Source organism: Heyndrickxia camelliae (assembly GCF_002844575.1).
GTDB lineage: Bacteria > Bacillota > Bacilli > Bacillales > Bacillaceae_C > Margalitia > Margalitia camelliae.
In genome coordinates this window covers 49,738-74,564 of record NZ_PIQO01000005.1, presented here as the reverse complement: position 1 = coordinate 74,564, position 24,827 = coordinate 49,738, and the positions used below count along the sequence as shown (strand labels likewise).

The following is a 24,827-nucleotide window of genomic DNA, read 5'->3' as shown; positions in this document are numbered from 1 at the left end:
CATTTCTCCTTTTAATAAGTTTAAGAAGCATCACTTGAAATCTGTTTTTTCGATACTAACGAGGAACGATAGTAGCTTGGTGCAATTTCGCCAGCCCTGATATTTGTTTTTTGAAATATTGATTCGAGGTCATCCAGTGCAAATTCGGTGGCAAGATTTATCATGATTTCGGCGCAAGCTTTTGCATCATCCAAGGCATTATGATGATGGAGAAGGTCAATGTTATAATGCTCGCACAAAGATTTCAGTGTGTAGCTTGAACGTCCTTTTAACAGTTTTTTAGATAGTTGATAGCTGCAAAGCAATTTGCTGGAGACAGGTGTTACATTGTAACGATTTAAATTATCCCTTAAAGCATAACCATCAAATGGTAGGAAATGGGCAACCATAACTTGATTCTCAATCCTGTCTTGAATCGATTCATAAAAAGTATTAAAGGTTGGCGCTCCCTCTACATCTTCCGCTCGAATACCGTGGACTAAAATGTTATGATAATCAAATGATTCTTCCGGATCAACCAGTGAATAAACAGAATCCACGATTTTGCCATTCTCCACAAATACCATCCCAACAGAACAAATGCTGTGGCGATTTCGGTTTGCCGTTTCAAAATCGAATGCGATAAAATTTTTCATTCTAGCTCCTTTCTACCCTACTAGAAAGTATTTAAAATAATCTTAACTTTTCGGTTACAAAAATACTTCACTTACTATATTCTTATTATACCCTTTATTGTCCTGCATTTTTTATGATTTTGCCTATAAAAAATGTCTTAGTCTTATTAGAAGACCCAGAAGCCCCTAAAGCCTAAAATCATTAGTAAATCACTGATTTTTTGCTTGATGACAGATCTTGGGTCCTCCCTCCCGTCCATCTATTTTACAATAAAAGACCAAATCCTATGCGACTTGGTCTTCTATCCTTACTCTACGTTTTTCCAAATTAGCGAGCCATTCTGGCCACCGAATCCAAAGGAGTTAGATAATACATGTTTTACTGGATGCTGTTGCGTCTGTAATACAAGATTACTTGGGGCATCAGAATCCGGCTCTGTACAATGAAGTGTTGGCGGCAGCATTCCCGTTTCGATAGATTTAATGCATGCTATACTTTCAATAGCACCCGCACTTCCAATTAAGTGGCCAATCGCACCTTTGATAGAGTTAACTGGGATATGAGCGAGCTGATTGCCAAAAACTCTCTTAAGAGCAAGTGATTCCGCCTTATCACCTGCAGGCGTTGCTGTAGCATGAGCATTGATATAATCAATTTCATCCGCTTTGATACCGGCATCTTCGATTGCTTGCTCAATAGCCAGTGCCGCTCCTGCACCCTCAGGATGTGGTGCTGTTTCATGATAGGCATCGTTGGAAGCACCATAGCCGGCAAGCTCCGCATAAATTTTCACACCGCGTTCCACTGCACGTTCATAAGGCTCCAACACGATAAAGGCAGCACCTTCTCCGGCAACCATTCCCTTCCGATTAGCATCAAATGGTCTACTCCAAGTACTCCAATCTTCGGGACCTTCTGTCGCAATAGCTCCCGCGGAACGCAAACTGGATAATACGACCGGAGAGAAGAGAGCCTCAGCGCCTCCTGCAATCACCATATCTACTTTTCCAGTTTGTATCCATCCCATTGCCTCACCTATCGAATTCGCTGAAGAAGCACATGCTGTTGTATAGGTCATGACTGGTCCGCGAACTGCATAATGCAAGGCGAGCGCTGCCGCCGCCGCATTCGGCAATGATTTCGATAATAAGCGCGGACTCATTCTTTTATCAGGATTGGCTGCCAATATTTCAGCTCCTTCTGCTAGAGTACCGACACCGCCGTATGCTGTACCAACAGATATGCCTATCCTATGAGCAGATACATTAGGTTGCCAAGCAATTTCTGGATCATCCGAAGACAATCCTGCATCCCTGATTGCTTCAGCTGCTGCGATAAGGGTAATTTGTGTAAACCGATCAGTATTTCTTACTAATTTCTTTGGCAGAAACTCTAACGGATCAAAATTAGGGATTTCTGCTAAAACCGGAACCCACTTTTTCCAAAGCTCATTTCTTGTTTCTTTCACAGCAGACTTTCCGGCAAGCAATGATTCCCAAAAGGGGTTAACTCCAATCCCGAACGGAGTAACTGCCCCCATTCCGGTCACGACAATTCGTGTCATTTTATTCACTTCCTACTATTCCAAATAAGAGATATTCGTACCGATATGGTAGATAAAAAATATATGATGTCATAATTAAATATAACTCTTTTTTTCATATTCATACAATAAGACGCTTTTTTTGTATTTTCAGTTTTCAAGGAATAAAAAAGTACCTTTACCTAATGGCAAAAGTACTCTATTTTTAAAATTATTTTTTATTTATTTCTAGCAGATTATCTGTTCCACCATTAACCTCATTACTAATAGATTGATGATTAATTTCGAACTGGTCATCATTTAATAATATAATCGGCGTAATGACTTCATAACCACAATCTGTTACTTTCTTTATATCAAAATATGCCAGCAATTTACCCTTACTTACCTTTTCTCCATCCGATACCTTTATCTCAAAACCTTCCCCCTTAAGATTAACGGTATCCAATCCCATATGAATTAATATTTCCGCTCCCTCATTTGAGCGTAACGCAATAGCATGTTTTGTTTGAAAAACACTGGCAACTACACCATCGATTGGTGAGTAAACAGCATTATCAGATGGAACAATAGCTACACCATCTCCCATCATTTTTTCAGAAAAGACTTGGTCTGGAACTTCATTAAGCGGAACAACTTTCCCAGTTAGTGGTGCCACTAAATTAATAGTACTTTCAGCTCTTTTAAATAACGATTTAAACATGTAAATTCCTCCTAGCATGCGAATAAAAAGGAAGTTCATTAATGGGGGGCATTCTTCTAATGGACGGTATTGATAAAAAAAGAATACCTATAGTTGAAAACGATTTCTATTCTAACACAAGAATAGGTTTTCAAAAATCCTAAACATCAAATCTTTTAAAATATTAACATAAAAGTAGTAGGATAAAATCCCCACTTTTCCACTCCGATTCCATATTTAACGAAAACACTTTAGTTTATTCTTTCGGTATGCATCTGTAAAATTAGGTTTAAAAAGGCATATCACTTTCAATTAGCTTTACATTATTATCATCCAAAGTAGCGGTATATTATAATAGAGGAAAAGGAGTTGTAAACATGATTAATGTTCTATTTGTTTGCCTTGGCAACATCTGCCGCTCCCCTATGGCAGAGGCATTATTTCGCGACATGCTTATAAAAGAAAATTTAAGTGATAAGATATCTGTGGATTCAGCAGCAACTAGTTCCTGGCATGTTGGAAATCCTCCGCATAAAGGCACCCTTTCTATTTTGAAAAAATACGATGTTTCGACTGAGGGTCTTGTTGGACGCCAAATGAAAAAAGAGGATTTTGAGAAGTTTGAATACATAATTGGAATGGATAATAGTAATGTTAGAAACATTTATCAATTAACTGGACAGCCCAACCATCCGAAAATTTTTCGACTGCTGGATTTAACCGAACACAAAAAGGACGTTCCGGATCCGTATTATACAGGTGATTTTCAGGAAACATATGATTTAGTTTCAGAGGGCTGTAGCGCACTACTTGAAAAAATTCTTGAAGAACATCCGTTATTAGTGAAATAACTCGATTATGAATTTTTTCCTCGTTTCAAAGCCATGTATTATGGGTATTAATGAAGAGTACTTTCTGAATACAAACACATTGGTGTAACCCAATAGTGAAACATTGTATAGAGGGGAAAGAATACTATGACAGAATTGGAACTCATGGCAAGACTTGTGATAGCTGGAATTCTTGGAGCACTTGTTGGCTTCGAAAGGGAAAAGCGTTTTAAAGAAGCAGGCTTGCGCACTCATTTTTTGGTTGCAGTTGGCAGCGCCCTTGCGATGATAGTATCTAAATACGCCTTCTATGATGTTGTACATACAGGGACAATAGAGTTAGATCCAAGCCGTATTGCAGCTGGGGTAGTCAGTGGAGTCGGTTTTTTAGGAGCTGGCACCATCTTAGTACAGCGACAATCCGTTCGCGGTTTGACTACTGCAGCAGGACTTTGGGCAACAGCAGGCATCGGGCTAGCGATTGGAGCTGGTATGTACATCGTTAGTATTTGTGGAACAATTCTTGTTTTAGTTGGGCTAGAGGTGTTAAAAAGACTATTTCAGCCGATTATATCCAAGGTTCATAAATTAAATATCCATGTTACTTCCAATGAAGTCATAGTAAACATCTTAGATATCTTAACATCCCAACAGATTGACGTAGTGAGCTATCAAGTAACAGTTATATCCTCTGATACACATACTCACTACTCCATCGACTTTCAACTAAAATCAAAGAAGACAATAAAGGATAACGAAATTGTAAAATTACTGCAAGTATTGCCGGAGATTGAAAGGATTAAATTTGACTAGAAATTATAAAACCCTTTTCTCTATAAAGCGCTTATTTTGAGTCCTATAAAGAATTATTCCGTATCTTTCAGAGCCCGAATCTAGTTTGATATCCAGCTTTCGGGCACCTCTCCCTTTTTAGTTGATTCCGTCTTCGTGCACCTATCTCAATTCTTGATAACCCTTTTCTCATTCCACTCCCACCTTCGTATATCACATAGCTTCGCAATTCAAAACCGTATAGATTAAACCTATTTTCACAAACTAAAAAAATCAAGTTACTTTATAAAAGGAGAATAAGATGTTTTCTTTTCGCGGAGATGCTCATAAAGTCTATTTACAAGTAAAAGAAAAAGGCGTCAGCCAAGCCGAATTTTTGAATGAAATTAAGGAAGTAAAGGAATTTTATGAATCGATTGATAGCAAAACATTAACCCTTATATACTATCGCATGCTAAAGGAGAAGAGTGCATCTGGCATTATTCCTCTTTTTGTTTCCTCTATTCCTTGGCTGTTGTTTCTGTTCGCCACTCAATTACAGAAATTTCTTTTTCATGAGGGGAGTAAACTATGGGCTATTTTTGGTTTTATATATCTTCTTATTCTTGTGATTAGTGTTCTCCTCCATTTTCGTGAAAAAGCCTGGGCAGCTTTTCATTTAGCAATAATCCAGGATATTTTAAAGGAAAGAGAAAAAGCTCCAACCCCAAATTAGCGAATATGTATATCTGTTCCAAATTGTTTCAAATTCAGTTTCTTCGCCACTGATTGTGAGGAAAAGTTATCCCAAGAAGTGCTATACAAAGCTACCTTCCCCTGACTCTGCACTTCAGCAGCCCATGCGTTTGCAACATCTACCCCATAGCCCTTTCCGCGATAATCTTCCATGGTGTATAAGCTAGCCTCAGCAGCAACATCGGTTTGTCTAGCACTCATGCATAATGAAACCACCATCCCATCTTGAACAATTGCGTAACATGGTTGCCTTAACTCAAATTCATTAAATGTAAAGGGGAATTGCGGTAATAACATTTCTTTATTGGATGGAGTGATTTTCACCGCTTTTGTTGCACTGCTTTTCACATATGGAAAAATATATGCAGGTCCAATCCATACACTGTCTAGCTCTCGATTCTGGTTTAGGATTTGGATTATTTCAGCTAAAGGAGGATTACTATCTGAACCTATAATTCGGGCCAAGTCTTTGACCATCTCTTCACAGAGAGAATGATGATACCTTACTACGTATCCATCTTTTGTCCCACCGATAAATAACCGTGGCGCCTCCTCATGTGGAGGTTCGTTCACATATGTAATTTTATTTTCGCCATTATGTTGAAATAAAACATTTACATGAAGCTTCATGAGTTCTAAATTGGACAACTGTACTATTCCTCCTATAATATTTATCTCTATATATAGTTCGATTTAAACCCAAACTACTCCTCAAATTTATTTAATATTCTTGCAAAAGGGATTGCTTTACTACTTTAAAACTGTAATAATAGTACTTAAAATTATTAAACTCACATGAAAAGAAGGATCAAACATGGAAAATCAACAAATTCAAATTACCCACAGCCAATCAAGGAAAGCAAAACCCGCTTCAGATCAACTAGAATTTGGCAGAATTTTTACTGACCATATGTTCATGATGGATTATTCTGAAGAGAAAGGTTGGTACGAGCCTAGGATTGTGCCCTACCAGCCCATCACATTAGACCCCGCTGCCATGATCTTTCACTATGGACAAACGGTATTTGAGGGATTGAAAGCTTATAGGACAAAGGAGGACAAAGTACTTCTTTTTAGACCTGAAAAGAATATGGAAAGATTAAATCTTTCAAATGAGCGCTTGTGTATCCCACAAATAGATGAGGATTTTGTATTGAATGCTTTAAAGCAGTTGGTTAATCTCGATAAGGATTGGGTACCTTCTGCTGAGGGGACATCGTTATATATCCGTCCTTTTATTATTTCAACGGAACCTTATCTTGGTGTAGCAGCATCAAAATCATACAAGTTGATGATTATTTTATCGCCGGTAGGTTCCTATTACAAAGAAGGAATTCATCCTGTTAAAATTTTTGTAGAACGAGAATTTGTCCGGGCAGTAGAAGGAGGAACTGGAAAGGCGAAAACAGCCGGAAATTATGCTGCTAGTTTAAAAGCTCAGGAAGTATCGGAAAAACAAGGGTATTCCCAAGTATTATGGTTGGACGGTATTGAAAAAAGATATATTGAAGAAGTAGGGAGTATGAACATTTTCTTTAAAATCAATGGAAAGGTTGTAACTCCTGAACTAAACGGCAGTATTTTAGCTGGGGTTACGCGTGATTCTGTTATAAACCTTCTTAAATATTGGGGTGTTCCAGTCCAGGAACGAAGAATATCCATCGATGAAATTTATGACAGCTTCAAAAATGGAGAACTGGAAGAAGTGTTTGGGACTGGGACAGCAGCTGTCATTTCACCAGTTGGAGAATTGAACTGGGAAGGCGAAAAAATGGTGATTAACAATGGAAAAACCGGATCGCTTTCTCAAAAAATCTACGATACACTGACCAGTATTCAGAATGGATTAGAACCTGATTTATTTGATTGGACAGTTGAAGTTAAGTGATAAACAAGCCCCTTTTTCTTTGCAACGAGAAAGAGGGGCTTATTCATGACTTCAAATACTATTTCCTTCCATCCAATAAACTTCTCTCATATTTATTTGCCTCCGCAGCTTTCTTACTAAATCTATTGGAATTTCTCCTTGTTCAAACATATTTTGAATTTCATCTCGTTCTGCTTGAAATGCCTTGTCTTTTAATTCTCTTTCAAAACGTTCGTCCATCCTTGAATCCTTGTTATTCCTGGCTCCCTCTAGTTTTTGAATTAACTGATTGTATTCACCAATCACAGCATAACTAATATCCCGATTTTCCAGAGTCATGTTCTTTATTAAAAACTGGATAGCTGCTTTCGCCATATCTATCTTTAGCTCTGCTATTTTACGAAACTTTTTCCTGTGTTGTCGGCGTATTTCCACTTTTTTAGGAGAAAAAAATTGCAAAAAACGAATACTGGCCCTCCTTAACATATTCCAAATAATGAGGGCTCGAAATCGCTGCTGGTTTGTAATAGCGATTTCCATCCTATGAATATGTTCTTGTAATTTATAAGCAGTCTCGCGATCCACTTCTTTCCTTTTTACGATTTTTCCAACGTATTGTGACTCCGCTTCTAAGGCCTGCAAACGCGTGAGTTTCTCTACCTTTTTAAAATCAAGGGAATCACGTCCCCCTATTCCACTTTGCAGTTCGATAATTCTCTGGTTATAAGAAGAAATAATAGACAGTGCAGCCGTGCGATTGTCTTCATTCATTACCTTTCTTGTTTCTCGAATCGCTGCAATTTTCATCTGAATCATCGCTGCTTTCTCCATCTTTTCCCGCTCCAGAGCGATGTTCCCTCCATCCGGTTTCGCCATGAGAGGTAAAAATATACTTGCTATTATAAGCGTTAATAAGATAACTCCAGCTGCAATAAAGATAATTAACGATCGTTCAGGGAATGGGCCGCCATCCGATAAAACATACGGAATCGAAAAAGCTCCAGCTAGAGTTACTGCTCCCCGTACACCAGCAATGGTAGTAATTCCTGCATGTCTAAGCTTGAACCAATCAGCTTTTTGTTTTTTTATCTTTACACCCATCCACCCAGAAAGAAGAACCCAAACAAAGCGGAGGAAAAGCAATGCTGTAGTAATAATAATGATATATTTAATGACAACAAAATTATTAAATAATGGATCTTTAAAGATTGTGGTGGCCACACTCGGAATTTGAAGCCCCAGTAAAACAAATACGAGCCCATTTAAAACATATAAAATAACCGTCCATGTGCTTTTGGAGACCACTTGCAGTTCAACAGTCGGCGATTTTTCACGATCCCTTTCAATCGCATGCACGATACCAGCAGCAACTACCGCCAAAATTCCAGATAGATGAATATGTTCTATCAATAGATAAATGACAAAAGGGGTTAGAATTTGAATAAGCATATGAATGGTTACATCTTCCATTCCAAGGCTACGCAATAGAACCCTAATCCGTATAATGATAAATGCTAAAAATGCTCCGCCCACAAAGCCTCCAATTGCAATAATAAGGAAACTTATGCTTGCGTTTACGAGAGAAAAGGCACCTGTTACCATTGCTGTAATGGCAAAATTGAAAGCAACTAGTCCTGATGCATCATTCATCAATCCCTCTCCCTCTAATATATGCATAATGATTCTTGGCATCTTTACGCGGCTTGACATTGCACTTACTGCAACTGCATCTGTCGGTGACAAAAGAGCAGCAAGGGCAAAAGATGCAGGCAGCGGGATAGTTGGGATTAGCCAATGAATGAAAAATCCAATGACAAATACAGTTACAAACACAAGCCCAAGTGCCAACAGCAATATAGGGGTCCTCAATTTCCATAAAGCAATTCTGGATGTATTCCGGCCATCATTAAATAGTAATGGTGCAATAAATAATACCAAAAACAATTCTGATTCCATTGGGACATGAATGCCGAATGGAAGTACAGCAATAACTACACCAAGTGCAATTTGAATTAGAGGAACCGGAATATACGGAACTAGATGATTGATAACATTAGAAAGTCCAATAATAGCTAATAACAATAACACAATCAAAAAATTATCCATTCATTTTCATTCTCCTTTATCCCTTTTATTTTTCTTATTATTTTTGCTTTTATAACACCATTTGACTAATTAAGGAAAATATTATTAAATTTACTGCCTTTTTCCCCTTTCACAATAAAAAAGACCCTGACACTAATACTCAGGATCTTTACATTCATCCAATACGCAAACTTAACTACAAGTTTATTAAACTGTGGCAATGGCTTCGATTTCAATTAAGGCATCTTTCGGAAGACGGCTTACTTCGACAGTTGATCTAGCTGGGCGATGGTCACCGAGATATTTTCCATATTCCTCATTTACAATGGAAAATTGGTTCATATCTTTTAAGAAAATAGTCGTTTTCACCAAATGGTCAAGGCTCAGTCCTTCTTGTTCTAAAATGGCTTTAATATTTTCCATTGCCTGACGAGTTTGCAGAACAATATCGCTCTCCACTATTTCATTTGTTTGAGGATTAATGGGAGTTTGCCCAGAAATAAACATGAAATCACCCACTCTAATCGCTTGGGAATACGGACCAAGCGCTTTTGGTGCCTTTTCCGTAAAAACTGCCTTATACATTTCTATTCAACTCCATTTCTTAAATATCTTATTCGCATAACATCTAGGAATTTTTTATTTCGAAGCAACCCCTCTAATGCTTTTTACTGCTTTTTCAATTCTTCTTAAGCCCTCCTCTAATGTAGTTCGCGGACAAGCAATGTTCATTCTGGTAAAGCCTTCTCCCCATTTGCCAAATATATAGCCTTCATCTAAAGCAACTTTCGCTTCCTTTTGCATTAAATGTTCAAGCTGTTTCACTTCAAGACTGAGATCTCTGCAGTCAATCCATACAAGATAGGTGCCCTCTAATGGGACTACTTTCAGCTCAGGTATATATTGATTGATATAATCTGTTAAAAACTCTGCATTTTGCTGTAAATATTCTAGTAATTGATCAAGCCATTCGTCCCCGTAACGGTAGGCACTCTCTGTTGCAACAAGCCCAAAGGTATTAGTCATACCTATAAAAAGGGATTCTATAGTATTTGTAAATTGTTCCCGTAAAGATGGATTCGGAATAATAATATTGGATGTTTGCAATCCTGCAAGATTAAATGTCTTACTTGGAGCTGTACAAACAATGGAATTCTGAGCAAATTCTTCTGAGATGGAGGCAAAAGGTGTATGGGTATGCCCTTTTAAAATTAAATCAAAATGGATTTCATCCGATACGACAAGGATATTATTTTTCAAGCAAATATTACCTAATTGGGTGAGCTCTTCCTTCGTCCAGACTCTGCCAACAGGGTTATGAGGACTAGAAATAATGATCATCTTCACATCTTGGTCGATTTTATTCTCCAAATCTTCCAAGTCCATGACATATCTACCGTTTTTGTATTTCAAAGGATTTGGAACAATGACTCTTTCATTTTTCTCTACGACATTTGTGAAAGGATAATAGACAGGTGGTTGAATGATAATTTTATCCCCTGGTTTGGTAAACGTTCTAACAAGCATTCCCAGCGCAGGAACGACACCTGGTGCATGACAAATCCAATCTTTTTCCACCTTCCAATTATGGCGCCGCTCCATCCAGCCGATGATGGCTTCGTAATAGGAATCGTTTCTTGCTGTATAACCAAAGATTCCGTGCTCCGCTCGTTGTTTTACCGCTTCGATTACAGGCTCGGGCACTTTAAAATCCATATCCGCCACCCACATCGGTAATAGGTTTTCTCCGCCAAAAATAGTGTCTACTTCATCCCATTTTACAGAGCTGGTATTATAACGATTAATTTCTTGGTCAAAGTTATATTTCATGTTCATTTCCCTCCATTAAGCTTTATTTAAGCATCGATAGTTTATTGCTTCCATTGTTTCCTATGCTTTGCCACCTCTGATACAGCCCATAATGAAAAAGACATTTTTTTCATTTAATGCATTGAATCACATCCATGTTTTCTTCTGATGAGATTGGGGCCAATACCTGTTTCAGCAGAAATTTTTATTATGATAAATATATTTTATTTCCATGTAGGAGTCAATTTTCTTATTGAAAATTAAAAACATTCAAATTAGCGCTTTTCAGCTGTAAAGAATATGCAGTTATTCACCCGTAGAACTCCATTTGCACTTCGACCTTCGCTTGTATTACGATTTCCCCTGGTTCAATCGGGGTGGACATACTATTCTCCACCACTGCGAATTTTTGCATAAGATGAGACATTTCATGCATTTCCTCCACTATTTTCATTGGAATCGGATCCATTTTTACCTTTAATGTTTCAGCAATTGTTTGTGCCTTGGACACAGCATTTATGAGAGCATTGCTCAGTGCCTCTCGGTAAAAACGATGATGATTTTCTATGGAGAATTGAATATTAGAAACCTGGTTTACTCCATTTTGGACAGCTATATCAATCATTTGACCGGCTTGATTGAGGTTTTTTATTCTTACCATTATCGAGTTGAATACTTGATAGCCCTTAAACACTTGCTTTCCATCAGCATAATCATATTTCGGATGAATAATATATGAAGAAGTTTGGATATTTTCCTTTGTTAATCCTGCTTGTAATAGAGCTTGGATGACTCGATTCATCTTAAAAGCGTTTTCCTGTTGTGCTTGCTGGAGTTGTTGATTTTCTGTCATTATTTCTAAATGAATAGTAACGGTATCCGGCTTTTGAGATAGTTGTGCGGTTCCAATCACCGTCATAACACGAGGAGATTCACTTCGATAGGAAGGATAATACATAAGAATTCCACCTTTTTCTTTTCTTACTAATGTTTTATGAAGAAAAAGGTGGAATGGAGATTGCTTTCATTTTATTTTTACATCTGGTTTAATTGCTTTGAATTTGCCTTTCCCTGTTATTCCAAAGCTGCCTTGGCAATCCAACCGACCAATCCGTCTTTCTTAATTAAAGTAAAACCTGTACAACGATCGTCAATGATGGAAACAACATCCCCTTGTTCTACGCTTAATTGGGAACAAGATACTTCCTCTTTCGCTTCATATCCAGTTTCCGTTTGACGGATATATTCATTTTTCACATAAAGAGAGTGATTTGTTTCCGGTTGTTTACATAAGGTGAAATGCTCGCCTTTTTCCACCAGTTGCAGTGCATAGTTCATATATGAAATAACGCCTGACCAGGATGGGTCTGCTTTAAATGCCTTTTTCACCTTCATTTCTGGAAAGTGATCCACATAGGTTGTAGAAAAGACGTCTCCCGATTGGATAATAAATGCATTTAATTGTCCTACATTTTTCACATTATTGCCGCCGTCAATGGCGATGATTTTTTTCTTATCATCGATGATTGGATTGTTTGATAGTAATTTTGTGGTATAATTTCCAACTGGCCAATGACCGACGATAACATATTTATTTGCTTGATGAGACTTATATAAAAACTCAGGAATGGAGATAGCAGCATCTCTACTGGAGTCCTTCCAGTCTTTTTTATCCTCAAGCCCCGCGTGAACAAAGATATGCTGTTCTGTTTCAATGACTGTTGGTAATTCTGTTAACCAGTTTATTTCCTTTGAGAAATGACTCATTATTTGTTCTTTTACCTCTTGAACGCTTGATTCTGACGTAAGCTGGTACCCGATTTTCTCCAGCCATTCATTCATGATAGAGTGCTTTCTTGCACATAGATAATTGATTATATTGGGATCTTCGTTTAAAAGGTATTCTACTAAGGTATCACAATTGCCCTCAATAACATGAACTCTCGGGTTATTGGCAGCTAATTCCATAATGTATTGAACTACTCCCATACTATTGCTGCCCTTTTCACAAAGGTCACCATTGATAATGAGATAATCCTCTTTGCCGAAACGAACTTTTTCCAGTAGCCTTTGAAAAAGTTCTAATTCTCCATGGATATCGGATATAACAATGATTCTTGCATCTTTTGGAATGGATAATTCCGTTATTTTCTCCAATGTTATGTACTCCTTTTTACCAGCAATCTTTTAACCCCGTCTTCACTACTGTCCATCCCCGAAGGACAATTCAGCTAAATGTCCACGAGTGGTGCCTGGCACCCTAGGGAAAGTTATGGTAAAGGTGGTGCCTTGATGAGGTTTACTGTTGATGGTCAGCTTTCCGCGATGTGTATCTATGATATTAAAGCTGACGGCCAAACCCAACCCTGTACCTTTTTCTTTAGTCGTATAGAAAGGTTGACCTATTTTGGAAAGAGTTTCTGGCGGAATTCCGTAGCCAGTATCAGAAACTGTAATCATTACTTCATCGGCTACCGGTTCTGTTTTAATCAAAACCTCTCCCCCTCTCGGCATTGCCTCAATTGAATTTTTTACAAGATTAATAAAAAGCTGTTTTATTTGGTTTTCTTCACAATTAATTATTAGAGGATTGCAGTGCAAATCCGTTTCTATTCTAATATTCTCCTTAATTGCTTCAGTCCCCATCAGTGTTACAACGTGGTTCAAAAGGTTGTTTATATTTTGCTCAGCAAAAATCAATTTGGTTGGCTGCGCGAGGAATAAAAGCTCATGGATGATTTCTTCAATTCTCGTAATCTCAGAATACATTACATCTAAATATTCCTTTCTTAATTCCCCCCCGCTTTGCAAAATCTGTAAGAAGCCTTTTACCGCTGTTAATGGATTGCGTATTTCATGGGCAACACCGGCTGCTAATTGCCCAGCCAAGGATAGCTTTTCTGATTTTCTCATCAGTGTTTCAGCCTGTATGCGTTCACTGATGTCTCGCACAACAGCAAGAATTTTTTCAATATCACCATTTTTATCCCGAATAATTTTACTATTGATTTCGAACCATATATAATTGCCATCTTTATGTCGGATTCGGCCTCTCGTTACGCTCGTATCCTTTGTAAAATTCAATAATTTCGCGATATCATCTGGGTGATAGTAATAGGAGATATGTTTATATAATATTTCTTCGGGCTTGTACCCTAATAAATTTTGAACTGCAGGGGTAATATAGGTTACGATTCCATCAGGTGAACAGATAGAAATAATGTCCTGGGAGTTTTCGGAGATTAATGTGTGAATTTCTTTACTTTTACAAAGTTCCTCTTGCTCCTGTACACGCCCGGTTATATCCTTTGCAATTCCATAAACCCCTACTATCTCACCGTTTACTACTATCGGCACATTCGTTATATTCGCTATTATTCTTCTGCCCGATTTGGAAATGATGGTTACATTATAATTTTGTACTTCACCAGTTGCTGCCTTTTGGAAATGCCCGTTCGTTCTTTCTAGATCTTCCTTGGCTATTAATGTATGGTAGTTTATCTTTAGTGCGTTATCCAATGAATATCCAAATAATTCTTCAAAACTCCGGTTAACAGATAAATACTTTCCACTTAAATCTAATGAATAAATCGCATCTGGATTATGATCAAACAGGGATTTGTAATGCTGCCTACTTTCGTCCAGTTCTCTTTTCTCTTGTGTAATATCGTGAAAATGGACAAGTAGACCTTCCTCTGTAGGGTACGCTCTAACTTCAAACCATGCTCTCAAAGGAAGATAAAACTCTTGAAAATGAACTTGCTTATTTTCTCTCATTGCTTTGTTATATTCATAATAAAAGGTGGTACGAAATGCCTCCGGAAACTCATCCCAAACCATTTTTCCAATTATATCTTCTTGCTTCCTTAAAAGTAACTTTTCCGCTTCTGCATTGAAATAAGTAAAACGCCAATTATGATCCAACACAAACAATGCATCAGATAATTGATCCATAAAAGTATGACTAACTTTTGAGATAGATTCCTTTTCCCCTTCTATAAAGGAATTTAGCGCATTCATTAGAAGTTTCACTTCCTTATTCCCCATAAATTATTAATATGTATAGATATTTGAACTAACATCTACTATTTTACTATAACTTCCCCTCTAACGATACTGAATGTTTTCAATAAATAGAAAACATGGTGCCAGGCACCACTCGTGGACATTTTACGATTTTGTCCTCCACACGTGGACACTTTTTTGGCATTGTTAACCCGTCTATTGAAACAACCATTTACTGCCTGTTCGCATGCAGCTGTGAGGATAGATATCCTCTGCTTTTGCAAGAAGAATAACGATAAATACGAGATTATAAGTCCCAACCAGCAAATCATATTGAAGTAAATCAGAAGCAACTGTTTAACTGATAGGATTGAGTTCGACTCGCAGGTACTCTCTACCAGCTACCCCTTTCAAATATCAATATAAAGATGGTCACCCAGAAATATAGCGGGGATTGCAATACGAAGGATATAATACATTTAGTTGAATAAAAGGACTCAAACTTAGCAGAATCAAAGAGTATTGATGCGCTCCTGTTTTCTTGGAACATAGGTTTAGTGAAAAACAAATTTAAACATTTACGAAATAATGCTATCATTAAGAGTAATTATACCTCACCCTTTTCTCTAAAATTTAATGTATCTTATGAATTATCTTTCTCTTTTGAATACATTGTGAAATAGAGGATAACTTGAAAGAAACCGAACCTTTTGTAGTGGTATTTTTTAAATATCTCTTTTGTTTAATTTCATCTTCATTATTGCTGGATATTATGCTGCTAAATGATTTTGGTCTTTTGGGTTTTGTTTTTTATTTCATTTGTGCCTTTATTAGTTATTTGATAGTAGCAGTACCTATTCAAATCGTATTAAATAGGTATCCAAAGAAATTTTATTTCTTATATTTTGCTGTTTTATTTTATTTTTGCATGTATACCTACATTTATGCTTGTACAACCAGCCAATTTTCCAAATACTAACCCATTTTATACGTTTGGCTTTTATATAACAGCTTGTTCATCTGCATTTGTATTTTGGATCTGTGACTCCGTTTTTTTACAAAAATACAAAGTTAAAATCTTCTTAGTCAACATTTATCTATGCTAAAAACCCATACTTGGAAAGCGAAATTGTGATTTTTGAACTGAAACATAATTTGAAAACCATCATTTAATGCTGGAAGGAAGATGCTATGAGGTTATTTCATGTAAGTGAAGAAGCTGATATTTCTGTTTTTAACCCCCGAATACCAACCAGAAAAGATATAGATCAGAATAAGGGATTAGTTTGGGCGATAAATGAAGAGTGTTTACCCAATTTTTTAACACCACGTAATTGCCCAAGAGTTACATATCATTGCACCAAAAATACTACTGAGATTGATAAAAAAATGTATCTTTCATCGGAAACAACAAATCATGTAATTGCCATTGAACATGAATGGTTTGAAAGGATGAAAAATACTACATTATATTTATATGAATTTGACACAACGGATTTTACTTTACAGGATAAGTCTGCAGGATACTATGTAAGTGAAAAATCTCAAATTCCGATTGCTCGAATTGTTATACAAGACTTATTTAAGGAGCTATTAAATAGAAAAGTTGAAGTACGAATTATTGATAATCTATGGGATTTATGTGAAAAAATTAAAAATACTAGTTTTAATTGGTCTATGTGTAGAATGGGGAATGCTAAGAAAAAAGGGTACTAAAGAAAGCTTTGCAACAGTGCAGTCGCTTCCTTTTGTAAGGTTAGATAAATAAATAGTATCTGAAAAAAAGTTGCAACCTCACGTAGCAACTTTTTTTATGCCTGGATAATCACTTAAACCAAATCAAATTTATTTTTCCCAAAAAAAAATTTAGTTGACTATTATTCTTGTCCAGTTAAAAATGCGGTAATCTACATAATTCTATATAAAAAAGAGGTGGAATTGAATATGCCATTAGTTATTCTACCGGACCTCTTGAAAACTAAATAGATACTACGGCAGCAAAGTCATCGACCACAGTCTATACCAAAGTTTTAAACAACCATAAACAACGACAATCACTGCTAAGATTGAAGTTTTTCGTTTAGATGGAACTAAAACATTAATAGACACAGCCACATTATCAATCCACCAAATTCCTAAGGATTTCATATTACTGATGTTTCGAATGCTTTTGAGTTTGAAGTACAAATCCAAAATCAAACCTAGTCGAGATAAAGATGATGTTTTTGATTGGAGTCTTTGGAAAAGACGCAACAGGAAATCTGCCTTAACCCAAGTCACCATTTAGTTCATAAAGAATTAACGCGAATCCATTAACTCTTACCTTTGAATGACATTACCCTCATTAAAGTAGATAAAAAGGTAGTGAAGGTAAAACGTAGTCTTTTTGTTTACTTTAATGAGGGTGAAAATTCTAGAAATCCTGCTTTAGTTGAACAGCCAGTAACAACTATTTTAGTAAAATGAGGGCATTATTGGTTATACAAAAAGGATAGATGAATACAGAAATTTAATTCCTGCTCATCTATCCTCTCATGTGTGAAACTATGTATTTGCTTAATAATACACCTAGCTCCTCTTTGCACATTTTTATGGGAACCGGATGGTGACAGTGGTACCTTTTCCTTTAGCACTTTGAAACTCAATGGTTCCTTTGTATTTTGCGGCAATATTAAAGCAAATCATCATCCCTAACCCTGTACCTTTACTCTTTAAGGAATAAAACGGTGTTCCAAGGGATTTCAATTCTTCTTCCGTCATTCCATCTCCAAAATCTATCACTTTAATTTCTACAAAATTCTTCTTCGTACCTGCTGTTACCATGATAGGATCACCAATTTTAGAGGCTTCAATGGCATTTTTGAGAATATTCACAAGTAACTGTTTTATTTCCATATTGTTGGCTTCAATATAGATATCCTCTTCCACATTTAATTCAATTTTATTATTACGATAAAGCCCATATGATTTAAGTAAATCGGCAACACTTTGCAGAGCGGATCTGACATTCACTGTTTCTGTCTCTTCATTTTTATTCGGCTTTGCTATCGATAGAAATTGGGAAAGAACCTCTTCTGCGATATTTAATTCATCAATCATCAGTCTGAAATGCCTTTTTGCATCGATATTATATGCCTCATCATTCTCATATAACTGCAGAAACCCTTTTACTACTGTTAATGGATTTCTTATTTCGTGCGCAACTGCAGCGGCTAATTGACCAGTAGTCCTTAAACGCTCTGACTGCTTTACTTGTTCATAATATAATTGCTGTTTTTTCATTCTCCCGTACGTTAAATAGAAAATAAAGCAAATCAGTGCTTGACTTCCGATAAAATTGACCACATTTCCAAGTAAATCTTCTTTAATATAGAAGTAAGCAGATTCGTCATCGAAAAGCTTAATATAGATGAAAGTAAAGGTTATTAAAACACTATTAATTACAATGGAAAAGTAAAATAGCTTTGAGTCAAAAAACAAAATCGCTATAGCAGGGATAAAACATAGAAAAATAAAATTGGACCCAATTCCGGGGTACAGAAAAAAGATCGTATAAAAATAACAAAATGCAAAAATTATTATAATGGTTCTCAACAAATGTGTGACATACTTAGGATATAACAATAAACATACAGTTAAAATCGCTACTAGCAAACTGTGTAAAACAAATCCAGTATCATGCCATCCAATATAATTATTCCCCACAAATAATCCCATCACCATAATAGTAATTACAATGCATACAGTTAAATAGTAAATCTTTTTATTTATTTGAGTATAAAGTTCTTCCATGGATACACCTTTTTATCCAAATTCTTAATTTCCTATAATTTACAGGGTAAAATATTCCTACTCATATATTACCATATCGTGGTGCCTGGCACCATCCGTGGACTTTCTTGTATTTTGTCCGCCACACATGGACAGTAGTGGTTTCTAAGAACGCTATAACGCATTTAACACAAAATAATCTCCTCTTTTTTAATAAAAGGGGGATTTTATTTAGTGGAATGAATCTATTGCTACTCGAAATGCAATCAATCTACTAATACATTCCATTTCCCTCAAGACATAATGGAAAAAGCGCAAGATACTTTCTTCAAAATTAATGAGAAACAGAAAGTGGAATACGTTTCAACAAGAAATGAACTAACCATTAAATAAAATATATATACAAATTTGCTCATGGTATGGATCAATCTTTTCACAATTTCATGTGATTTAAAAGGCTAATAAAAAAAGCGATCCCAGCTAAGGAATCGCATCAGTTGTTTTGCTGACGACTTTTACAGTCGCTTATCCGATTTTTGTACCATTTTCAACTACTTCATCAGGTCTTAAAAGCACTACATCCTCATCTCCGGGAATACCGCCCAGCACTAGCACCTCCGATTTAAAACCTGCAATTCGCCTTGGAGGGAAGTTAACTACTGCAACTACCTGCCTACCAACTAATTGTTCTGGTTCATATCTTTTGGTGATCTGTGCGGAAGATTGTTTAATCCCCATTTCACCAAAATCAATTTCTAATTTTATTGCGGGTTTTCGTGCTTCTGGAAATGGCACTGCCTTCAAAATAGTACCCAAGCGAATATCCAATTTCAAAAAATCCTCAATGGTTGCCATAAAATAGTACCTCCCATTTTTCCAGTTATTATAATTTTATAATATTAAGGAAAATAAGGGAAATTAATCAACTGCCTCGGAGCCCTTGCTACTGCTTGAACAGCGAATAGTAAAACTGCAAAGAAAATAACACCCACGTTAACGAAACATAGGGGTAGTATGCACATACCGACCTGTTCACAGTTTTGACCAAGGATTTATAGCCTCTTAATTTTTTATATTTTGAACTAAAATGTACACTGACCGAAAAAATTGAAACAATGGGAATCTTTGATAATCCAATATAATTTATATGTTCTACTAAAACTTGAAATTAGGTTAGAGACACTTGAACCGTCCCCATGTTCTAACAACAAAAAAACCAACTATTATTACTATTGTTGTTAAGAGTCCAGCTTCGGGACCGAAACCTCCGCCCGTTAAAATCGTGTTTCGAATTTCTGGTTTTAATACGCTTGTTGTTGTGGTTCCGCTGACATGAAATCCCCAAACATTCCCTTGAAAAAAATTCCACGTCAAATGGTACCCAACCGGCATCCATAAACGATTTGTTTTTAAAAACATATAAGCAAACAAAAGGCCAATTAATACAATATTGATAAGTCCTAATAGTTTCACATTATCATTCATAATATGCGCACAACTAAATATCACGGCAGAAACGAGATAAATAACCACTTTGGAATGTGTCTGCCTTAAAATCGATATAATGTACCCGCGAAAAAATAATTCCTCATTCAAAGCTACAAAAATAAACGTAATAAGCCCTAATAGGAGGGACCATGAAAAATGCCAGCGGATATGTTCAAAATAAATTTGACCAGTTGCCCATAAGATTAGAAAGATTATCGTAATCGAGGCAAATCCTAATATCAATCCAAAAGCAAGTTCGCCTTTTCGCTTCCAAAAATCAGTCCAGCCCATATTTTTCATGGCTTGTTTCTTAAATTTTGTCATGATTAGAACGGTTAAAAGCACTCCTAAAAAGGAAGCAGCACCTGACAGTAGTCCTGTGACAGGGTCCTCCAGTGAAAAGTCAGAGATCTCTTCTAATGGAACATCAGAAGTCACAAGAATATATGCTAGAGCAGGAATTGATAGAATTGTAGTTAAAACAAGCATTAAGATGATTGCTAATACTAACCGATAAATAATACTGCCAGTCAATCGTGCCTTACTTTGTATCGCCATTTACTAAACCCCTTATCTCAAAAATATACTTCCCATTAATTTTACAAGATTTCCAGACAGAAACAAAGAAGGATGTGAAAAACTAAAAGGGGCGCACACCGGCTCTGTTATAGCGAAAAAAACTACCTAATTTCATATGTTGGCAGTACGATAATACAATGACTCACCTTAGTTAAGAATAACCTTGAGATAACGCATCCTTAACCCGTTTATCCAAGTCTTACAAAACTTTACTTAAAAATCCTTGCGTGCGCGGATTTTGCGGGTTTTCAAAAATCTCCTTAGGAGTTCCTTCCTCCATGATAATCCCCTCATCCATGAACAAAACCCTATCGCCAACTTCGCGGGCAAAGCCCATTTCATGTGTGACTACTACCATTGTCATGCCTTCTTTGGCGAGATCCTTCATGACTTTTAAAACATCATCGACGAGTTCAGGATCAAGGGCGGAAGTCGGTTCATCAAAGAGCATCACTTTCGGATTCATCGCCAGGGACCGCGCGATGGCAACTCGCTGTTTTTGACCACCCGATAAACTATCCGGGTACACTTTTGCCTTATCAGAAAGACCTACTTTTTCTAATATAGGGATTGCGATCTTTTCCGCTTCGGCTTTTGTCATTCCCTTTACCTTGATAGGCCCCAAGGTGACATTTTCCAACACGGTCATATGGGGAAAAAGATTAAAGTGCTGAAACACCATTCCTACTTGCGAACGGACTGCATTTATATCAATCTTGCAATCTGTTAAATTTTTTCCATCTATGATAACCTCTCCAGATGTTACTTCCTCCAATGCATTCAAACATCGTAAAAAGGTGCTTTTTCCAGAACCGGATGGGCCGATGACACAAACTACCTCTTTTTCCTTGATTGTTACATTGATTCCTTTTAATACTTGGAGTGAACCAAAGGATTTATGCAAATTTTTGGCGGTAATCATGTTATACATCAAGCCTCCTTTCTAATCTGCGTAAATATAAGGAGGTAGGAATGGTAATACAAAGATATATAATACATACCATGATTAGTGTTTGGAAAGGAGCAAAATTGAGATTATAGAATTGTTGCCCCATATAAAGGAGCTCTCCTACTGCAATAACAGAGAACAGCGATGTATCCTTTAAGCTAATAATAAATTGATTTCCAAGCGGAGGAATCATTCGTTTAAATGCTTGCGGCCAAATAATATATCGCATGGTTTGTCTTTGTGATAGACCAATCGAGCGCCCTGCCTCATGCTGTCCTTTTTCAATAGATTTAATAGCACCGCGGACAATTTCCGCAATATAAGCACCAGCGTTAAAGGAAATCGCAATGATGGATGCCGTTATCTTATCAATATTCATCCCAATGACATCTTCTGTAAGCCCGTAATAAATAAAAAGTACTTGAGCTAAGATAGGAGTTCCTCTCACTACCTCAACATACACTGTACATATCGCTCGAATAATGCGATTCTTGGATAGCCGCCCCATTCCGGCTAATGCCCCAAGGATAAAACCAAGAATTAAACCACCTATTGTAATAATGAGCGTCCATACCAATCCTTTAAATAAAAACGGCAAGCATTGAATATAATAACTGTTCAGTATCGCATCTATCATAAAAAAACCTTCATCTCCTAACATTAGGTGAAAGAAGCGTAACTTAGTTGCAATGTTACGCTTTCCTTTTTAGCAAGCTTGTGAAATCTTATTTTCCTCGCCATTTCTCTGACGGTTCAGCACCAAAGTATTTTTTATAGATTTTTGCATAGGTACCATCTTCTACAATCTTTTTCAAAGCAGTATTCACATCATCTACCAAATCAGAGTTTTTCGGGAAGGCAATGCCGTAGGATTGTCCTTCGAGAACATCACCAGTCGTTTTCACTTTCCCCTCCCCCTGTTGCTTTATGAAGAAAAGAACATTAGGCAGGTCATAAAGGGCAGCATCAAGGCGCCCGGTTTTCACATCCATGTAGGCATTAACGATTTCTGGGAAAGCTTCAACCTTTGCTTTTGTCTTGTCTTTTAAATAGGCTTGGCTTGTTGAACCTTGACGAGTACCTATTTTCTTTCCATCAACATCGTCAATAGAGTGAATCTCGCTTTCATTTGAAACCATTAACACAATTCCCGAATCATAGTATGGGTCTGAAAATGTTATCGACTTTTTCCGCTCATCTGTAATGGACATACCCGCAATTCCAATTGGATAACGCCCTGATTTCATTCCAGCAATCACCCCGTCAAACTGCATGGATTCAAATTTTACTTTGAATTTAGCTCGTTTGGCAATTTCCTTCATCAAGTCAATGTCGAACCCTTCCATTTCACCAGTTTTCGTATTTTTATACTCAAACGGCTTAAAGTTCGAGTCCGTTGCGACCGTGTATGTCTTCATTTTCCCGTCACTTGCTCCAGTGCTTTTGTCTCCTGTCCCACAGGCTGATAACAGAGCGATGGACATAGCAACCACCAAAATGCCTATTTTTTTTCTAAATATAATGAACCCCTCCTGTACCTTTTTTTATTCACTATGAAAATAGTGGACTATTACTACTTATATAGAAATAGGTGCAGCAATATACCAACTGTCTTGATTCAAAATGACCGAGACCATTTTTCTAAAATGCATATATTCATGAAAAAGCTTTAACTCTTATTGTCCTTCCCTTATCGGGATGCACGTGAACTTTGAATAGAGTATTCAGAAGAAAGCGCTGGAGGGATTGGAAACGGAAATTTTATTTTCTTTTCTTGACTCCGTAACTACTTACTCACCTAATGAAATAGCTGCCCAGCTCCGCAGCAACTTCCTAATACAAATTGGAAGGAACCCAAATGCCTATGAGAAATCAAAAGTAAGCCACCTAAAACTAGGTGGCCATTAATCATTCTTCTTTATCGTCTGGTTTTTCCTTTTTATCTCTTCAACATCCGTATTACTGTAAATAGCTGTCCCACGTCCCCCAGTTGTTCTGGCAAGCCAATCTTTTACTTCATTATAAGACATTCCGGACTCAGCATTTTTTCGTTTAACCTCTTCAATATTGGTTCCAACCACTGTAAAACCATCATTATTAGTATTCTTCATAAAAAACCTCCTTTGCATTAGCTTTTCGTTCGGAGGGCTCTTTATTCATGTTATTTTACAATAAATGCCTAATTGAGCATCTTCCTTAATAAAGATATAATCTGATTATTCTGCGTAAAGTGGAGTTTAATCCAATCCAGTTCTTTTGAAACAAACTGTTTTATTTGTAGGGCAGCTTTCCTATGTGCACTAGGCGTGATATGTTCAAAAATTTGTTTTAGTTCATCTACTATCGATTCGGGAAGCGACTTTTCTATCGTTTTTAACCCTAACTGCGCACGTTCCGGTGCATATCGGTGCAAAAGCACTCTTGATAAATGATACATCACATTGGTTAGCATTCTTACTGCCCAAATATCATTCCCTCTTGCAGCTGATTTTTTATATTGGAACAAAAACCAAGCTACATCCGTGACATCATCTTGATATTCTGATTCGGAAAGGGTCAATCCCTGGAAATCACGGAATTCCTCTAAAAGATGCTCTGGATCATACAAAACTTTTATAAAATCCTTTCCTACAAAAGATTCTGGCGTAACAGTAAATAAATCAATATGAAGCATATCATCAAACACGGCAATCATCTGTGGGGCAACAATAAAAATATCATCATAAAAGATAATATTTCGATAAGCTTGTAAATGATTTAAACGTCTCGATAAAAATGACTCCTCCTGCTCCTTGTGAACAAGACAATAGAGATCGATATCAGAATGTTCATCCTGTTCATTACGCCCCATGGAGCCCTTTAAGAAAACCGCTTGTACCGCTTGATCATTTTTTAAACTTTCCACTATTTTTTCTAATGCTATATCTTGTCGCAACATGTTTCAGTCCCCTTTTACATATCCTTTCTAAATTAATTCGGTATACCTAGTCATTTTCCTTTTTCCTCGCGTAAACATAGGGACGGTTCTCTTGTTTCTTGAGGCGAAACAAAAGAACCGTCCCACTGGGAAAAGGAAC

23 protein-coding genes are annotated in these 24,827 nt (G+C 36.8%); 5 read left to right on the top strand and 18 right to left on the bottom strand.

Features of this window, described 5'->3' with window-relative positions; all coding sequences use genetic code 11:
- Positions 1-20 precede the first annotated feature (20 nt).
- From CWO92_RS08940 to CWO92_RS08930, 3 genes are all read right to left on the bottom strand, one after another.
- A complete protein-coding gene (locus CWO92_RS08940) occupies positions 21-635 on the bottom strand; it encodes a 3'-5' exonuclease (RefSeq protein WP_101353865.1) in 615 nt (204 codons plus the stop codon).
- 287 nt (positions 636-922) lie between these two features.
- Positions 923-2,179, bottom strand: coding sequence for a beta-ketoacyl-[acyl-carrier-protein] synthase family protein (locus CWO92_RS08935; protein ID WP_233269792.1), 1,257 nt, complete (start codon positions 2,177-2,179; stop codon positions 923-925).
- Positions 2,180-2,369: 190 nt separating this feature from the next.
- Positions 2,370-2,861: a PTS sugar transporter subunit IIA gene (locus CWO92_RS08930; protein WP_101353863.1), complete on the bottom strand. Its 492-nt coding sequence runs from the start codon at positions 2,859-2,861 to the stop codon at positions 2,370-2,372.
- 356 nt (positions 2,862-3,217) lie between these two features.
- Here CWO92_RS08930 and CWO92_RS08925 point away from each other — a divergent pair, with 356 nt between their 5' ends.
- The 3 genes from CWO92_RS08925 to CWO92_RS08915 all read left to right on the top strand — a co-directional run bounded on the left by CWO92_RS08925 (position 3,218) and on the right by CWO92_RS08915 (position 5,177).
- Positions 3,218-3,691: a low molecular weight protein-tyrosine-phosphatase gene (locus CWO92_RS08925; RefSeq protein ID WP_101353862.1), complete on the top strand. Its 474-nt coding sequence runs from the start codon at positions 3,218-3,220 to the stop codon at positions 3,689-3,691.
- A 126-nt stretch (positions 3,692-3,817) separates the two neighbouring features.
- The gene (locus tag CWO92_RS08920) at positions 3,818-4,483 is read left to right on the top strand and encodes an MgtC/SapB family protein (protein WP_101353861.1); all 666 of its coding nucleotides are present in this window, start codon (positions 3,818-3,820) and stop codon (positions 4,481-4,483) included.
- A 280-nt stretch (positions 4,484-4,763) separates the two neighbouring features.
- On the top strand, positions 4,764-5,177 hold the full coding sequence (locus CWO92_RS08915; RefSeq protein WP_101353860.1) for a hypothetical protein: 414 nt from the start codon (positions 4,764-4,766) through the stop codon (positions 5,175-5,177).
- Here the strand turns inward: CWO92_RS08915 and CWO92_RS08910 are convergent.
- Positions 5,174-5,845: a GNAT family N-acetyltransferase gene (locus tag CWO92_RS08910; protein ID WP_233269793.1), complete on the bottom strand. Its 672-nt coding sequence runs from the start codon at positions 5,843-5,845 to the stop codon at positions 5,174-5,176. The genes CWO92_RS08915 and CWO92_RS08910 overlap by 4 nt on opposite strands.
- 166 nt (positions 5,846-6,011) lie before the next feature.
- Here CWO92_RS08910 and CWO92_RS08905 point away from each other — a divergent pair, with 166 nt between their 5' ends.
- Complete coding sequence (locus CWO92_RS08905) at positions 6,012-7,085, top strand: branched-chain amino acid aminotransferase (protein ID WP_101353859.1); 1,074 nt, start codon at positions 6,012-6,014, stop codon at positions 7,083-7,085.
- A gap of 51 nt (positions 7,086-7,136) precedes the next feature.
- On the opposite strand, the gene CWO92_RS08900 is transcribed toward CWO92_RS08905, so the two are convergent.
- From CWO92_RS08900 to CWO92_RS08875, 6 genes are all read right to left on the bottom strand, one after another.
- Positions 7,137-9,170 (bottom strand): Na+/H+ antiporter, encoded by a 2,034-nt coding sequence (locus CWO92_RS08900; protein WP_101353858.1) that lies wholly within the window; start codon positions 9,168-9,170, stop codon positions 7,137-7,139.
- Positions 9,171-9,356: 186 nt separating this feature from the next.
- Positions 9,357-9,734 carry a RidA family protein gene (locus CWO92_RS08895; protein ID WP_101353857.1) on the bottom strand — a complete coding sequence of 126 codons (378 nt, stop codon included), beginning with the start codon at positions 9,732-9,734 and terminating at the stop codon, positions 9,357-9,359.
- A 54-nt stretch (positions 9,735-9,788) separates the two neighbouring features.
- Entirely contained in the window at positions 9,789-10,979 is a 1,191-nt protein-coding gene (locus tag CWO92_RS08890; RefSeq protein ID WP_101353856.1) for a MalY/PatB family protein, read from the bottom strand.
- A gap of 289 nt (positions 10,980-11,268) precedes the next feature.
- Positions 11,269-11,916: an SIMPL domain-containing protein gene (locus tag CWO92_RS08885; RefSeq protein ID WP_101353855.1), complete on the bottom strand. Its 648-nt coding sequence runs from the start codon at positions 11,914-11,916 to the stop codon at positions 11,269-11,271.
- Positions 11,917-12,032: 116 nt separating this feature from the next.
- The gene (locus tag CWO92_RS08880; RefSeq protein ID WP_101353854.1) at positions 12,033-13,115 is read right to left on the bottom strand and encodes a metallophosphoesterase; all 1,083 of its coding nucleotides are present in this window, start codon (positions 13,113-13,115) and stop codon (positions 12,033-12,035) included.
- A 45-nt stretch (positions 13,116-13,160) separates the two neighbouring features.
- Positions 13,161-14,990 carry a PAS domain S-box protein gene (locus CWO92_RS08875; protein WP_158175816.1) on the bottom strand — a complete coding sequence of 610 codons (1,830 nt, stop codon included), beginning with the start codon at positions 14,988-14,990 and terminating at the stop codon, positions 13,161-13,163.
- A gap of 1,164 nt (positions 14,991-16,154) precedes the next feature.
- On the opposite strand from CWO92_RS08875, the gene CWO92_RS08870 reads away from it, so the two are divergent.
- Positions 16,155-16,679 carry a DUF6886 family protein gene (locus CWO92_RS08870; RefSeq protein WP_101353852.1) on the top strand — a complete coding sequence of 175 codons (525 nt, stop codon included), beginning with the start codon at positions 16,155-16,157 and terminating at the stop codon, positions 16,677-16,679.
- An 873-nt stretch (positions 16,680-17,552) separates the two neighbouring features.
- Here the strand turns inward: CWO92_RS08870 and CWO92_RS08865 are convergent.
- From CWO92_RS08865 to CWO92_RS08830, 8 genes are all read right to left on the bottom strand, one after another.
- Positions 17,553-18,755: an ATP-binding protein gene (locus tag CWO92_RS08865; RefSeq protein WP_101353851.1), complete on the bottom strand. Its 1,203-nt coding sequence runs from the start codon at positions 18,753-18,755 to the stop codon at positions 17,553-17,555.
- A gap of 504 nt (positions 18,756-19,259) precedes the next feature.
- Complete coding sequence (csaA, locus tag CWO92_RS08860; RefSeq protein WP_101353850.1) at positions 19,260-19,589, bottom strand: chaperone CsaA; 330 nt, start codon at positions 19,587-19,589, stop codon at positions 19,260-19,262.
- A gap of 318 nt (positions 19,590-19,907) precedes the next feature.
- A complete protein-coding gene (locus tag CWO92_RS08855; protein WP_101353849.1) occupies positions 19,908-20,780 on the bottom strand; it encodes a CPBP family intramembrane glutamic endopeptidase in 873 nt (290 codons plus the stop codon).
- Positions 20,781-21,000: 220 nt separating this feature from the next.
- Entirely contained in the window at positions 21,001-21,723 is a 723-nt protein-coding gene (locus tag CWO92_RS08850) for an amino acid ABC transporter ATP-binding protein (protein ID WP_101354021.1), read from the bottom strand.
- A gap of 1 nt (position 21,724) precedes the next feature.
- Positions 21,725-22,387 carry an amino acid ABC transporter permease gene (locus tag CWO92_RS08845; RefSeq protein ID WP_101353848.1) on the bottom strand — a complete coding sequence of 221 codons (663 nt, stop codon included), beginning with the start codon at positions 22,385-22,387 and terminating at the stop codon, positions 21,725-21,727.
- Between the two features lie 88 nt (positions 22,388-22,475).
- Entirely contained in the window at positions 22,476-23,234 is a 759-nt protein-coding gene (locus CWO92_RS08840) for a transporter substrate-binding domain-containing protein (protein ID WP_101354020.1), read from the bottom strand.
- A 420-nt stretch (positions 23,235-23,654) separates the two neighbouring features.
- On the bottom strand, positions 23,655-23,861 hold the full coding sequence (locus tag CWO92_RS08835) for a gamma-type small acid-soluble spore protein (RefSeq protein ID WP_101353847.1): 207 nt from the start codon (positions 23,859-23,861) through the stop codon (positions 23,655-23,657).
- Positions 23,862-23,929: 68 nt separating this feature from the next.
- On the bottom strand, positions 23,930-24,688 hold the full coding sequence (locus tag CWO92_RS08830; RefSeq protein WP_101353846.1) for a nucleotidyltransferase domain-containing protein: 759 nt from the start codon (positions 24,686-24,688) through the stop codon (positions 23,930-23,932).
- Positions 24,689-24,827 lie beyond the last annotated feature (139 nt).

What these genes read in the sequence shown, in the direction of transcription:
- CWO92_RS08835 (WP_101353847.1), bottom strand. Translation starts at nt 23,861, where the DNA reads ATGAAGAATACTAATAATGATGGTTTTACAGTGGTTGGAACCAATATT.
- CWO92_RS08890 (WP_101353856.1), bottom strand. Translation starts at nt 10,979, where the DNA reads ATGAAATATAACTTTGACCAAGAAATTAATCGTTATAATACCAGCTCT.
- CWO92_RS08865 (WP_101353851.1), bottom strand. Translation starts at nt 18,755, where the DNA reads ATGGAAGAACTTTATACTCAAATAAATAAAAAGATTTACTATTTAACT.
- CWO92_RS08925 (WP_101353862.1), top strand. Translation starts at nt 3,218, where the DNA reads ATGATTAATGTTCTATTTGTTTGCCTTGGCAACATCTGCCGCTCCCCT.
- CWO92_RS08855 (WP_101353849.1), bottom strand. Translation starts at nt 20,780, where the DNA reads ATGGCGATACAAAGTAAGGCACGATTGACTGGCAGTATTATTTATCGG.
- CWO92_RS08840 (WP_101354020.1), bottom strand. Translation starts at nt 23,234, where the DNA reads ATGTCCATCGCTCTGTTATCAGCCTGTGGGACAGGAGACAAAAGCACT.
- CWO92_RS08845 (WP_101353848.1), bottom strand. Translation starts at nt 22,387, where the DNA reads ATGATAGATGCGATACTGAACAGTTATTATATTCAATGCTTGCCGTTT.
- CWO92_RS08920 (WP_101353861.1), top strand. Translation starts at nt 3,818, where the DNA reads ATGACAGAATTGGAACTCATGGCAAGACTTGTGATAGCTGGAATTCTT.
- CWO92_RS08905 (WP_101353859.1), top strand. Translation starts at nt 6,012, where the DNA reads ATGGAAAATCAACAAATTCAAATTACCCACAGCCAATCAAGGAAAGCA.
- CWO92_RS08935 (WP_233269792.1), bottom strand. Translation starts at nt 2,179, where the DNA reads ATGACACGAATTGTCGTGACCGGAATGGGGGCAGTTACTCCGTTCGGG.
- CWO92_RS08900 (WP_101353858.1), bottom strand. Translation starts at nt 9,170, where the DNA reads ATGGATAATTTTTTGATTGTGTTATTGTTATTAGCTATTATTGGACTT.
- csaA (WP_101353850.1), bottom strand. Translation starts at nt 19,589, where the DNA reads ATGGCAACCATTGAGGATTTTTTGAAATTGGATATTCGCTTGGGTACT.
- CWO92_RS08940 (WP_101353865.1), bottom strand. Translation starts at nt 635, where the DNA reads ATGAAAAATTTTATCGCATTCGATTTTGAAACGGCAAACCGAAATCGC.
- CWO92_RS08830 (WP_101353846.1), bottom strand. Translation starts at nt 24,688, where the DNA reads ATGTTGCGACAAGATATAGCATTAGAAAAAATAGTGGAAAGTTTAAAA.
- CWO92_RS08915 (WP_101353860.1), top strand. Translation starts at nt 4,764, where the DNA reads ATGTTTTCTTTTCGCGGAGATGCTCATAAAGTCTATTTACAAGTAAAA.
- CWO92_RS08895 (WP_101353857.1), bottom strand. Translation starts at nt 9,734, where the DNA reads ATGTATAAGGCAGTTTTTACGGAAAAGGCACCAAAAGCGCTTGGTCCG.
- CWO92_RS08850 (WP_101354021.1), bottom strand. Translation starts at nt 21,723, where the DNA reads ATGATTACCGCCAAAAATTTGCATAAATCCTTTGGTTCACTCCAAGTA.
- CWO92_RS08870 (WP_101353852.1), top strand. Translation starts at nt 16,155, where the DNA reads ATGAGGTTATTTCATGTAAGTGAAGAAGCTGATATTTCTGTTTTTAAC.
- CWO92_RS08885 (WP_101353855.1), bottom strand. Translation starts at nt 11,916, where the DNA reads ATGTATTATCCTTCCTATCGAAGTGAATCTCCTCGTGTTATGACGGTG.
- CWO92_RS08930 (WP_101353863.1), bottom strand. Translation starts at nt 2,861, where the DNA reads ATGTTTAAATCGTTATTTAAAAGAGCTGAAAGTACTATTAATTTAGTG.